8 protein-coding genes and 1 pseudogene are annotated in these 12,784 nt (G+C 59.6%); 1 reads left to right on the top strand and 8 read right to left on the bottom strand.

The window, feature by feature from the left end; translation table 11 throughout:
• Positions 1–202 precede the first annotated feature (202 nt).
• Together M2427_RS25470 and M2427_RS25475 are read right to left on the bottom strand one after the other, a co-directional pair.
• Positions 203–2,011 carry a tetratricopeptide repeat protein gene (locus M2427_RS25470; protein WP_280709540.1) on the bottom strand — a complete coding sequence of 603 codons (1,809 nt, stop codon included), beginning with the start codon at positions 2,009–2,011 and terminating at the stop codon, positions 203–205.
• Positions 2,012–2,136: 125 nt separating this feature from the next.
• A pseudogene (locus M2427_RS25475) lies at positions 2,137–2,328 on the bottom strand (IS5/IS1182 family transposase); the annotation flags it as partial.
• Between the two features lie 153 nt (positions 2,329–2,481).
• Here M2427_RS25475 and M2427_RS25480 point away from each other — a divergent pair.
• On the top strand, positions 2,482–4,779 hold the full coding sequence (locus M2427_RS25480) for a heavy metal translocating P-type ATPase (RefSeq protein ID WP_280709541.1): 2,298 nt from the start codon (positions 2,482–2,484) through the stop codon (positions 4,777–4,779).
• A gap of 517 nt (positions 4,780–5,296) precedes the next feature.
• Here the strand turns inward: M2427_RS25480 and M2427_RS25485 are convergent.
• From M2427_RS25485 to M2427_RS25510, 6 genes are all read right to left on the bottom strand, one after another.
• Positions 5,297–7,339 carry a carbohydrate porin gene (locus M2427_RS25485; RefSeq protein WP_280709728.1) on the bottom strand — a complete coding sequence of 681 codons (2,043 nt, stop codon included), beginning with the start codon at positions 7,337–7,339 and terminating at the stop codon, positions 5,297–5,299.
• Positions 7,340–7,730: 391 nt separating this feature from the next.
• Positions 7,731–10,412, bottom strand: a complete 2,682-nt coding sequence (gene mgtA / locus M2427_RS25490; protein ID WP_280709542.1) for a magnesium-translocating P-type ATPase — start codon at positions 10,410–10,412, stop codon at positions 7,731–7,733.
• Between the two features lie 126 nt (positions 10,413–10,538).
• Positions 10,539–10,805, bottom strand: coding sequence for a hypothetical protein (locus M2427_RS25495; protein WP_280709543.1), 267 nt, complete (start codon positions 10,803–10,805; stop codon positions 10,539–10,541).
• Between the two features lie 361 nt (positions 10,806–11,166).
• Positions 11,167–11,862, bottom strand: coding sequence for a VIT1/CCC1 transporter family protein (locus M2427_RS25500; RefSeq protein WP_280709545.1), 696 nt, complete (start codon positions 11,860–11,862; stop codon positions 11,167–11,169).
• Between the two features lie 41 nt (positions 11,863–11,903).
• Positions 11,904–12,470: a cytochrome b/b6 domain-containing protein gene (locus tag M2427_RS25505; RefSeq protein WP_280709547.1), complete on the bottom strand. Its 567-nt coding sequence runs from the start codon at positions 12,468–12,470 to the stop codon at positions 11,904–11,906.
• 10 nt (positions 12,471–12,480) lie between these two features.
• Positions 12,481–12,753, bottom strand: coding sequence for a PepSY domain-containing protein (locus tag M2427_RS25510; RefSeq protein WP_280709548.1), 273 nt, complete (start codon positions 12,751–12,753; stop codon positions 12,481–12,483).
• Between the last annotated feature and the right edge of the window lie 31 nt (positions 12,754–12,784).

A 12,784-nucleotide genomic window follows, 5' to 3' on the forward strand; every position in this document is an offset into this window, starting at 1 on the left:
TGACTGCATAGGCTGCTCCTCCGAATCGTGGGAGCCTCAAACGGCGCCCACTCCTTGGCACTCTCGTGCCCGTGGAGGAGCCGTCCACAGCATCAATACCAGATTAGAAAATCGCGTCGTCCCAACCTGGTAGGCAGGCAGCGAGGCAACATCACTATTAGTGATTATCGGAGAGGCGGCGCCACAATCTTCAACATTGAACTCATCTGAGAAAGAAGAAATCATCTTTCGCGGAAAGGGAACCGTATGCAAATGGCTGCTGTTGCTTACGTGTTACCTCGACTACATCTTCTCTAACGAAGTCAAACAGTCTTCTCACCTCTATCGCAGGCTTCTGCTCTATTCTCTTAACCAACGCCTCTGCGAATGGGCTGTTAACGCCATCGCCATCAAGAGCAAATTCGCCATGTTTCGCGGAATAGACGACCAGTGTTCCGGGTTCTGGTTCTACACGACCGAGCCCCTTCCCAATGCCAGCGGAACCAATCCCGTCAATGCCTCTGGAGCTTGACGCTACACCCACCTGCTTTGCATATGGATTATTACGACACGCATCGAGAATAACCAATCGCAGTTTGTTGCTGGGTTCAACAGCATTCAGCAGATATTCCATATTGACCATTTGATTTGAGATGCTTTTCTCGTCTGTCATTTGGCCGTCTATTGGAACCATATAGTTGACGCCATTGACCTCCATTCCGTGCCCTGCAAAATAGATGGCCGCCCAGTCAGCCATTTTAGCAGTGTTTTCGAACTGCTTAAGAGCAGCCATCATCTCTGCCCGAGATAGATTGAGCTTGATTACCACTTCGTCAAAACCAACGCTACGCAGCGTTCGTGCGAATAGTTCTGCGTCACGTGCTGGGTTATCGAGTGCTGGCACATTTCTGTATTTGCTGTTGCCGATAACGAGCGCCACACGCTTCCCAGCAGAAGGTAAGCCAGCAGGTGGCGTCACAACCTCATTTGATGTTGCTGCAGCGGCAGACAAATTGCGCGAATCATCTCGTTGTTTTTTGTCCAAAGCTAACTGTAGATTTTCCTGAGCAACTGCGTAATTGGGGTTCTGCCGAACAGCCTCTCGGTAATCAGCTGTCGCTCTGTCAAGATCGCCCTTCAAGTTCCAGAACGTGCCGCGAAGATTATATAAAGCTGTAAGTCCTGGATTTAACCGTATTGCCTCGTCCAAATCAGAGATCGCTTTGTCGTAGTCGCCCTTGTAGCTCCAAGCCACACCACGATTGGCGTAACTAATCGCATTCCTCGGATTCAGCTGTACCGATTGGCTCAAATCAGCAATCGCCTTGTCGTAGTCGCCCTTGCGCCTCAAAGCCAGACCGCGATTGCTGTAGGCGACCCCATTCTTCGGGTCCAACCGAATCGCTTCGCTCGAATCAGCGACGGCCTTGTCGTAGTCAGCCTTGCCTAACCAAGCCGTGCTGCGATCACTGTAAGTCATCGTATTCTTTGGATCCAAACGGATCGACTCGGAGTAATCAGCGATCGCTTTGTCCTCGTCACCCTTGTAGTGCCAAACCGTGCCACGATTGCGGTAAGCGACCGCATCAGTTGGGTTCAACCGAATTGACGCGCTCATATCGGGGATCGCTCTGTCGTAGGCGCCCTTCATCGCCCAAGCGCGACCGCGATTGCTGTAAGAAGAGGCCAGATTGGGATTCAACCTCAGCGCCTGGTCGAAGTCAGCGATAGCTTTGTCGTAGTCGCCCTTGGTGCTCCAGGCCGAGCCACGATTGTGATAGGCAATCCATACGTTTTGACTGTTCGGCTTTTGTTTGATGGCTGTACTACAACCAGCGATCACATCGTCGACATTGCCTCGGTTACAAAGGTCGACAGCTGATTGTGCAGTAGCCGGACAAGTCCGCATCATGAAACCAGCAACAACCGCAAAAGAAATAAGAAGCAATTTTCTCATAAGGCCCCCAAAACGATTTCTAACCTCATTAATCATGGTCACGCAGAGGCTGATCAAGACATTTTTCGACGGCATCCGAGGACTGTCCGGCATCGCCGCCCGCACCGGGGCGCTATACGGCCACATGTCCGAGTTGGGTCTTGGCCGTGTAAAAACGGCTTTGCAGGGCCGTCAGCCTTGAAGCCAAAACTGGGCCGACTTCAGGCCGCGATCGCGGCGATGAGCGGCTTGATCCCGAGGATATTCATTGCTCGGGTCAGATTATAGGCCAGAACCGAGAGGGCTATCTCAGCGGCTACTTTTGGGAGAGTTTTGGTCAGGAAGTGCGTCGCTCCCATGCGTGCCTTCATCGCTCCGAGCGGATGCTCGACGGTCTCGCGACGAAGGCGCATCGCGGAAGAGCCAAAGCCGAAAACCCGGCCGGGTTGATTCAAGTCATGGTCGCATGAGGCTTCCGGATCCAATTGTTATTGTACCGCAATTGGTTGCTCGAACGGCGAAGCCGGTTTCGGATCAGGTTCATTCGCAAGATGTGGAACAGAGCTATGTTGTTGGAGCGAGTGCTTCGATGGACGCTGGTGGCAATCGCGATTGCAGGATTAATAGCGGGCATTCTTACGCGAGCGGCTGGCCGGCCTGATGTGGCCGATGTTGCGTGGGAGCTTGGAACGGCTCCCGTCATCGGAGGGCTGGCGATCTCGATGATCCGAGATCTCCTAAGCGGCCGCCTCGGGGTGGATGCGATTGCGCTGCTATCGATGAGCGCTGCGTTGGCGCTGGGACAACCACTTGCTGGCGTCGTGGTAGCGCTGATGTATTCCGGCGGCAATGTTCTGGAGGATATCGCCATCGCGCGGGCAGAGCGCGACCTCCGCTCACTAGTGGATCGTGCGCCCCGGCGGGCCCATCGCAAGACCGGCGAGCGGATCGAGGAGGTTCCGGTCGAAGCAGTCGCAGTCGGCGACATTCTGCTGGTGCGAGCCGGAGAGATCGTGCCGGCGGATGGTATCGTCCGCACGGCCTTGGCGACCATCGACGAGTCCGCCGTCACCGGCGAGCCTATCCCGGTCGAGAAGACACGCGGCACGGCTGTTCTTTCGGGCTCGTTGAATGCCGGCGAGACCTTCGAATTGGCGGTGACCGCGCCGGCCGGCGAGAGCACCTACGCGGGGATCGTGCGCATGGTGACGGCCGCTCAGACGGCGAAAGCTCCATTCGTGCGGATGGCCGACCGTTTTGCGCTGATACTTCTGCCGTTGACACTTGCCTTGGCCTTCCTGGCTTGGCGAATCTCGAGCGATCTCACGCGCAGTCTTGCTGTGCTCGTTGCGGCGACGCCTTGTCCTCTTATTTTGGCTGCACCTGTGGCCTTTATCGCGGGCGTGGCGCGAGCGGCCCGACGCGGTATCCTCGCCAAAGGTGGAGGTGCACTAGAAGGGCTGGCTCGCGCGCACACGGTGCTGTTTGACAAGACCGGTACCCTAACCGTCGGGGGCGCACGGTTGCTTTCTGTCGAGGTCGCCCCCGGCGAGGATCCGGACGAAGTACTGCGGCTTGGGGCATCGCTTGAGCAGGCCTCGCACCACGTGCTGGCAAAGACCGTGGTCGCTGCGGCCGTCGATCGCGGTCTCAAGCTAGGCGCGCCCGAGCAAGTCAAGGAGATTATGGGTACCGGGCTGAGTGGCTCGATAAGCGGTCGCCGCATAACCGCGGGCTCCAGAGACATGGTTCTCTCAAGCGTCGAGCCTTCGCCTTGGGAGCAGCGTGCGATACGGCGCGCCTCATGGCGTTCAGCGCTGATCGTCTTCATCGCTGTGGGCGGCCGTCCAATCGGTGCGCTGCTGCTGGCCGACGAGTTGCGGCCCGACACTCCGCGGGCGATCCGGATGCTGCGCGATGCGGGCATCGCGCGAATGGTGATGGTCACCGGCGATCGTGCAGCCGCAGCGCAGGCCATTGGTGCAGCGCTTGATTTGGACGCAGTGCTGGCCGACCGTGTCCCTTCGGACAAGGTCGAGGCGGTGCGCAGCGAGCAGCGGTTGCATCCGACCATCATGGTCGGCGATGGCATCAATGATGCCCCGGCGCTGGCCGTCGCCGACATCGGGGTTGCGCTCGGCGCCCGCGGTGCGAGCGCTTCATCCGAGGCGGCCGACGTCGTGATACTGGCCGATCGGCTCGATCGCGTTGGCGAAGCGATAATCATCGCGCAGCGTGCACGAGGCATCGCCCTGCAAAGCATTGTTGTCGGCATGGGTCTATCCTTGGTGGCAATGGTAGCTGCCACCGTTGGCTGGCTAGATCCGGTGCCAGCAGCTATCGTTCAAGAGGTAATCGACGTTGCCGTCATTTTGAATGCACTACGGGCACTCACCCCTGGGTTCACCGGGGGCGGCGCGCGCATCAGCGCGGAGCAGGGGCTGGCACTGCATCACGATCATCTGACCTTGTTCAAGGACCTCGACCGCTTGCAAAAGATCGTCGATGCGTTGGACGATGCGACGCCCGAATCCGCCTCAACGCTGATTGCCGAAGCTCAGCGCCTTGTTCAGAATAGCGTGGTCAGGCACGAGCGCGAGGATGAGGACAGCGTCTATCCGAAGCTTGCCGAGGTGCTGCGCGAACGCCACGGCCTCTCCGCCATGAGCCGTGCCCATCGGGAGATCCTGCATCTTGCTCGCCTGCTCGATCGGATCGTCGACGATCTGCCGTCGGAGAAGGTCGATCGGTATCTTGTCCGGGACGCCCAGCGAGTGATCGAGGCGATCGAAACGCTGGTACGCATGCATACGGCCCAGGAAGAGGATATCTACGAAGCCGTGGCGGCCCAAGCGGCGGCCTAGTTGATTCGGCGCTATGGCCCCGTGGCATGAGGCGAAACGCGAGTCGAATGCGCAAGCGAGAATTCGCCTAGTCGTTGCATGGTCCGTAGTAGTGCTTCACCAACCGGTAGCGCGCGCCGGATGCGATGAACTCCTGATGCAGGCAATTGTCACCGCGACGAAAACTCTGCTCGCCATCGCAGCGAAAATTTTCAAAATGGAGCCTTACCGTCCGCGCATGATCGAGGTAGGTTGCAAAGTAGTGTGCGGCTTGGGCGTGCCCGTGGCAGCTGTGGAGAACGGCCTTTCGAACGTCGGGTGGTAGCCGGTCAATATGATCGGGGTTCCAGGGCCCGTCGTGCGAAACGGCACTTCCGAGAGCCTTTGCCGTGCCTTGGAAGCAGGTCATTGGCAGCAAAAGGCCGGTCATGAGGAGCAAGAGGTCGTTCAATTTCCGTTTGCGCATCGCAGTACAGCAAGGACGTCCGTTTGATGGACCGATCCTAGCGGAAAATCGGGGCGTCGGGAAAAAGAAGCATCAGAATTGCGTGTGCAGCCGCGTGGCGACGATCGAGACCGGTCCGCGATCGCGGTTGTAGGCGGGATTGTCGATGAACTGATAATCGAAGGTGAGCATCCAGGTCGCGATTGGAAGCGTGTAGTATATTTCCATGATCTTCTCTGCGCCCGGATGCGGAAGCTGACCGTCGCCGATCAACGCGCTGTAACCACCCGCCGCAAAATAAGCCTGGTGCGCTACGGAGATCATGTTGCGAATGCTTGCTATACCGAGCGTGTCGTTCGGCCTGTTCCAAAATTTTCCCGAGATTGAGGCGCCGCCTGCGAGCGTCGCATCTGCATCGGTAAATGCGTAGGCTTCCAGCCTGCCAGGCGTGTAACCGGCTCGTGCAAACAGGCCCACGCCTGGGATGATCTGCTGCTCGATGTTGCCGGCAATTCCGAGCTTGCTCGTGTACGTACGCACGAGCGAGAGATCCGGCGCGGCGCCGCTCAGGTTGGCGAGATCGACGGCATCCTGGAAATTGCCCATTCGCGCGCGCGTCAGATAGCCGGTCACGGCGATCTTGCCGGGCTGGTCCATGACCTCGTAGCGACGCTCTACCTCTCCGACCATCTGGAATTGGCCGAAGGCCGGATCGAGATTTGTGCTGTTCGGCACCACAGGGCCATCGAACACGCCAGCGCGGAAAGTCCAGGGCCCGGTGTACCATTCAGCCGCGACGCCATAGGTAAAGGCCCAAGCATCCGCGGCGTAGTCGAATGCGCCGGTGTTGACCAGCGTCCAGTTGAGGAAGTCGCCGCGCGGGTCGTGCGCGTATTTGTTGGAATCGAATATGTCGACGACGCTGAACTTGCCGACGGTGAGCACGAGCCGATCGCTGGTCTGAGAGCCCGCGAACTGCATGGGCCCGGACTCAACTTTCTGCACGTCGCCGCCGAGATCGATGGTTTGCCGCAGAAACGCGCGCGGGATCCTCGCGTAGGGGTACGTAGATCCGACCTTGTAGGCCTCAGCGCTCGGGAAGCCGGCGAGCCCGAACGTCCCATTGAGGCCGAAGCCCTGGTCGATTTCCGGATTGATCCAGATCTCACCCCCGTCCCAGGGGCGAAAGCCGACGAAGAGGTCTGCATCGAAGGTCTCCCGCACCTGATCGGGTGAGAGGCTGTTCTGGCCCGCATAGGGCGCGCGGAACGGCAACGCATATTGCGTGACGATCGTTGTCTGGCCATGTACGGCAAAATTGTTCGTCTCCGCGGGCGCAATGCCTTCTACGGCAACATCAGTGTGCGCGGGATCGGGCCCGAGTTGATAGTTGAGCCCGACCTGGAGGCGTTGGACCGAAAGGTTGGAGTTGAGTTGCTCCGCCGAGGCCGCGAGGCTCTTGCGATGATCACCAAACTCCGAAGCCAGGAATTCGGCTTTGGCGGTCCAGTGCGGTGCGACCGGCATCTCCGCTCCGATACCGGCAACCCAGCCGAGGCGCCATGTCAAGGCCGTATCGACGGTGCCGATGGCCGCGTTGCCGACCAGTGGCGTACCCGCAAGTTGGGTCCGCTCCAGCCTATCATAGGACCAGGCGAATCCGCCGGTCGCATAGAGCAGCCAATGATCGAAGGCATAACCCAGCCTGCCGCGCGCCGTCCCCATGCCGAGGACAGTGTCGCGGTAGCTGGCGGTGCCGCCGGAGACGGAGGTGACCGTCTGTCCTCCCGCGATCGTATTGGGGGCGGAAAAGTCGGCCTCGAATCCGATCACGAGGCGTGACGGCAACATCAGATTGTAGCCGCCCTGTAGGCCGAACAGATAGCTGCCCGTACCCTTGAACGCGTCATAGGAGCTGAACAAGCCGGCAGATCCGTTCGCTGCGGACAAACCGTCGGTCGCGCTCCAGGCGGACCGACCACCAGCATATCCGAAATGACTACCCAGATAGAATCCGGTCCACTGCGTGAACTCGGGCTTTGGCGCCTTGGTCGAATAGGACTCGGCCGCGCCCGCTGCAACGGGCACGGCAAAGGCGAGCCCCGCAACTGCGCTTGTCAGGCTTATCCACTTCATCTCGTTCAACCGGCCCATCCAAAGTCGTACTTTAACCAGCGGAGAAACGGCTCTCCTTCTTGCATGCGCGTGTGACAAAGTACCAACAAACGGCTCATCGTAAACAGTGGAACGTGGCTTTAAGGTCATGGGTTAGGCCCAAAAGCTGGAACAGGAGCTTACCAAGTCCATCGACGTTAGCGGCCTCTCGGACTTATCAAATGCCAAGCGATCCTCCAGATATCACCGCTTAGGCGATAGGCGCGTTTTGCGCAGGCCTGGTCGATCAGCCCGGCGAGATACAGATGTCGAGAAGCAAGCAGTATGCCGCGAGCGAGGCGGATCACTAAGCTCGCGGCGTAGCGTCTGGCACGATCTCCGATACGCTCCCAAGTGTTGCTGGTCGGCACGATTACAGCCATTGATCGAAGCGGCGGATGTACAGGCGCTTGATCACTTGCGTGAGCAGGCAGTAGCTCAGCAAGATTGCGAGCAGGATCGGGAAATATGCCTGCGGCAACGGCACCATTCCGACGTGGGCGCCGAGCGGCGAGAACGGCAAGTAGATGCCGATGGCCATGATGCTGGCGGTGAGCAGGATCACCGGCGTGGCAGCCCGGCTCTGGATGAACGGGATGTGTTGGGTCCGGATCATGTGCACGATCAGCGTCTGCGTCAGCAGGCCGACCACGAACCAGCCGGATTGAAATAGCGACTGCTTCTCGACCGAGTTGGCTCCGAACACGTGCCACATGACGATGAAGGTCACGATATCGAAGATCGAGCTGATCGGGCCGATGAACATCATGAAGCGGGCAATGCCGGTGGCGTCCCATTTCCGGGGCTGCTTCAGATAGTCCTCGTCGACGTCGTCCCACGGGATCGAGACCTGCGAGATATCGTAGAGCAGGTTTTGGATCAGCAGTTGGATAGGCAGCATCGGCAGGAAGGGCAAAAAGATGCTCGCGACCAGCACGCTGAAGACGTTGCCGAAGTTCGAGCTCGCCGTCATCTTGATGTACTTGATGATGTTGGCGAACGTCTTGCGTCCTTCGATCACCGCCTCCTCGAGCACAAGGAGGCTCTTTTCGAGCAGGATGATGTCGGCCGATTCCTTCGCGATGTCGACGGCGGTATCGACCGATATTCCGACGTCGGCGTCCTTTAGGGCTGCCGCATCGTTGATGCCGTCGCCGAGATAGCCGACAGTGTGGCCCTTGCTCTGGAGAGCCCGAATGACCCGCGACTTCTCCATCGGAGACATTTTGGTGAAGATGGTGGCGTGCTCGGCCGTATCGGCAAGCTCGGTGTCGGACATAGCAGCCACGTCCTTGCCCGTCGTGGCCTTATCGACGGCAAGCCCGACTTCCTTGCAGATCTTGCGGGTCACCACCTCGTTGTCGCCCGTAATGATCTTGGTCATGACGCCGTGTTCCCTTAGCGCAGCGATCGCTTCGCGCGCCGTCTCCTTAGGAGGATCGAGGAACGCTACGTAGCCTGCGAGGACGAGATCTTGTTCGTCGGAGACGGTGTAGGCGCGCTCTTCGAGCGGCAGCGCCTTGTAGGCGACCGCGAGCGCACGTAAGCCGTCCTCGTTCAGATCCGTCGTGATCGCGCGTACCTTTTGCCGCATATTGCCGGTGAATGGCACAACTCCGTCAGGCGCAGCGCCATTGTCGTCGGCGGACGTGCACAGCGCGAGCACTTCCTCGACCGCACCCTTGCACACCAGGAGATTCTTGTTGCCGTTGCGGACGATCACCGACATGCGCCGACGCACGAAATCGAACGGAATTTCGTCGACCTTCTGGTAGTGCTGAACCTTGCCCACCAGATGGTCATGCTCGGCATATTCGAGGACGGCCACGTCGAGCAGATTCTTTAGTCCGGTCTGATGGAAGCTGTTCAGCCAGGCAAGCTCCAGCACCTGGCTGTCCTCTTTGCCGTGAATGTCGAGGTGCCGCTCAAGAATCACCTTGTTCTGCGTCAGCGTGCCTGTCTTGTCGGTGCACAGAATGTCCATTGCGCCGAAGTTCTGGATGGCATTGAGTTTCTTCACGATGCTTTTGCGGCGCGCCATCATCACCGCACCCTTGGCGAGGTTGGCAGTCACGATCATCGGAAGCATCTCTGGGGTCAGGCCGACCGCAACGGAGACCGCAAACAGCAGCGATTCCAGCCAAGCGCCCTTGCCCAGCCCGTTGATGAGGAACACCAGGGGGGTCATCACCAGCAGAAAGCGGATCAGCATCCATGAGACCCGGTTGATGCCGATGTCGAAGCTGGTGAGGGGACGCCCCCCGACGATGTCCCGCGCCATTTCGCCGAAGTAGGTCGCATCGCCAGTGGCGGCGACAACGGCTGTTGCCGTGCCGCTCACCACGTTCGTGCCCATCAAGCAGGCGGTTTCCAGCTCCAGAGCGCCACGAGACAAGCTTGCGGGCTTGGTGGCTGGGGAAACCGGATATTTCTCCAGCGGAATGGATTCCCCGGTCAGCATCGCCTGGCTGACGAAGAGGTCCTTCGCGGTCAGCAGTCGCACATCCGCCGGCACCATATCGCCTGCCGACAGATAGACGATGTCGCCGGGAACTAGCTTGGAAATCGGCATCTCCTGCGGGCGCGACATGCCGGCGCGCAAGACGGCCGTCGTCGAGCTCACCATGGCCTTGAGTTCTTCGGCCGCCTTGTTCGACCGGAACTCCTGCCAGAAGCGCAAGAGCGTGCTGAGCAGCACCATAGAGATCAGGACGATAATCGTTCTGAACGAGCGATCTTCCGGCGCGGCCAAGATCACGTCGGAGAACAGCGATACGATGCTGACGGTGAACAGCACGCCATTGAACGGCGTCAAGAAAGCGTGGAAGAGCTGATCATACCAGCTCGGCGGCCTCTCATGCGTGACCTCGTTGAGGCCGTACTGCTGCAGTCGCGCCTCGATCTGGTCCCCAGGCAGACCGCTGCGAGTGGTGTCGAGCCGCGTGAGAGCGGCCTCGGGCGCGCACTCGGCGAGCTCAGTGAGGAGCCCGGACGAAACCTGCTTGTTACGGCGCAGATCTCGGCCATTCAGGATATGTCTTGCTTCGATATTCATTGCAGTTGTCTCGTCGTTTCGAGCGATGATCCGGATGCTGACTCGAAGACGCAACAAAGCGTCCCCGCCGCACAGGCGTTCGTGCGGCGGAGGGTTTCGGGATCCAGATCTGGGGAGAGAGGTGAACTAGGCGGCGCAATGTAAGGTATCGCGGCAACTGACGTCCTCGTCAGTTGCGGCACTGCGCTCCGTCACCCATCGACATTCTGGGCGCTTGCTCTTCGGGTTGGTGTGCCAGACCATGACGGGCACGCCCCGATTTGTCGGCCGCGATGCGTCGGCGCTACGGCGATGTTCAGCGCGGCAGTCCTGGATGACGATGTTCGCCCGACCCCTGTGGAGTCCGGGCGCGGCAACATTGCCGCGAAGAAAGACGATGTTGTTGATGCTCATAGCTCACCTCCGGACCGGCCCGACGGTCCCGGAAGGCGAGCAGACAGGACGCTAGGCCCGGCGCGTGCTCGCCCGGCGGGTAACGCCGGGAGCAGTCCCAGTTGATTGGGTTTGTGTCCGACGAAGCCGGCTTGGCCCCACCGGACAGCGACTAGGGTAGCTGTCCATTTCTCGTTTCAATTGGTTTGAAATGAGCTCGGAACTCCGAGTTCATTTGGTCCGAATGCTCCCGCTCCACGCGACTGTCAAGCAGAAATTGCCAACGGGAGCGCAAATCGAAGTGTGCCATTGGAGATGAGCAATCTACTGAGATGGAATTAAACGACGTTGCGTCTCATTCTCAATACCTGAAGATGCGCGCTTACCCGAAGAGGTGCGCGAGCCAGTACGCAGCCCCGGCGGCCAACCCGCCAACCAGCAGAGTCTGCGACGCCGACTTGATCTTGTTGACGCCGGTGAAGTGTCCTTTGACGGCTCCGAAACAAAGCAGGGCCATGCCGGTCGCAGCCACAGAGATTTGTAAGGCCGTCCCGATGTTCTGGGTGAACATGTAGGGCACGAGCGGAATTAGCCCGCCCAGTATATAAGACCCTCCAATCGTGGCGGCGCTGATCGGCGCGCGCCTTGGATCGGGCCGCTCCAACCCCAGTTCGAAGCGCATCATGAAGTCGACCCATCGCTTTCGGTTTGAGGCTATCGCACCGACGACCGACTTCAGTGCATCTCCTTCGAGGCCATACTCGCGAAAAATCTGTTTCACCTCATCGATCTCCTGCTCGCGCAGGTGATCGATTTCATGGTGCTCGCGCTGTTCCTCAGCAGCATAATGTTCCGCGTCGGTGCGGGCAGCGAGATACCCACCTAGGCCCATCGCGATGGCGCCGGCGACGACTTCGGCCAAGCCAGCGGTGACAATCACGTCCGTGTTAGTGACGGCGGCCGAGAGGCCGGCCGCCAGCGCGAACGGGACCGTCAAGCCGTCGGCCATCCCAATCACGACGTCACGGACGCTTTCGGAGGCGGTGAAGTGCTTTTCGACGTGAGGGGTGGCTGGCAAAGAGACGCTCCTGATTGCGGGTTGGATTTGATGTGAGCTGCCTAATCAGCTGATCTCTTGCGGCCGGAGATCATGGAGGCCGCCAGGTTCTCGCGATGCTCGAAGCTCGCGATGATCACGCCGAGGATATGCGCCACGACCAGGCCGACGGTCAGGTTGGCCAGGAATTCATGAACGTGTTCGATCAGCTTGGAGCCCCAGTAGGCCCCCGTAGTCATCATGTAGCCCGTCGCACACGTGCTGGCCAGCGCGACGATGAGTGCGATGATCATGGCACCGCCAGCGGGGTTATGTCCGATGTAGCGGGGAGCCCTGAGCAGAGCGACATCGCGGAGATAGGCGAGCACCTCGCGCGGGGGACGAACGAAGTTCGAAAAGCGCGCATGCCGCGGGCCGACGAAGCCCCAGACGATGCGGATCGCGAGGAGGCCCGCGATGGCGTAGCCGGCCGCGACGTGCACCCGCTCGATCTCATCGCCGGTGGCGTAGGCCAGAACGAACAGGCTCGCCAGCGACCAGTGGAAGATCCGGACGAACGGATCCCAGACCTTGACCGTGGCCGGCGGCATTGCAAAGCTGGCTCCGATCGTGTTGCTCATGGTTCTCATGTGCGAACCCTTACATCTGACCGATGATCTGGCCGTTGGTCGGGTCCACGAAAAGCTCGACGCGATTGCCGTTCTTGTCGAGCGTATAGAGTTCGCCGCAGGCGTTCTTGAGCTTGGCCTTATGGACCTTGTAGCCCTGGGCCTCGACCTTGGCCTGCAACTGGGCTATCGGCAGCCATTGGGCCTGGGGGGCGGACGTGCACGGTTTGCCGAGGCTGTCAGCCTGGGCGGACGCCGCCCCGAAGGTCACTGCGGCAACGGTAAAAATGGCGATCTTGCGCATAATTATCTCCTGACGGTCGCCGACGGCACCA

The organism is Bradyrhizobium sp. BR13661 (assembly GCF_029892425.1).
GTDB lineage: Bacteria > Pseudomonadota > Alphaproteobacteria > Rhizobiales > Xanthobacteraceae > Bradyrhizobium.

Excerpts from the sequence above, each read along its gene's own strand:
- M2427_RS25470 (WP_280709540.1), bottom strand. The coding sequence starts at position 2,011 with ATGCCGTCGAAAAATGTCTTGATCAGCCTCTGCGTGACCATGATTAAT.
- M2427_RS25480 (WP_280709541.1), top strand. The coding sequence starts at position 2,482 with ATGTTGTTGGAGCGAGTGCTTCGATGGACGCTGGTGGCAATCGCGATT.
- M2427_RS25485 (WP_280709728.1), bottom strand. The coding sequence starts at position 7,339 with ATGAAGTGGATAAGCCTGACAAGCGCAGTTGCGGGGCTCGCCTTTGCC.
- mgtA (WP_280709542.1), bottom strand. The coding sequence starts at position 10,412 with ATGAATATCGAAGCAAGACATATCCTGAATGGCCGAGATCTGCGCCGT.
- M2427_RS25495 (WP_280709543.1), bottom strand. The coding sequence starts at position 10,805 with ATGAGCATCAACAACATCGTCTTTCTTCGCGGCAATGTTGCCGCGCCC.
- M2427_RS25505 (WP_280709547.1), bottom strand. The coding sequence starts at position 12,470 with ATGAGAACCATGAGCAACACGATCGGAGCCAGCTTTGCAATGCCGCCG.
- M2427_RS25510 (WP_280709548.1), bottom strand. The coding sequence starts at position 12,753 with ATGCGCAAGATCGCCATTTTTACCGTTGCCGCAGTGACCTTCGGGGCG.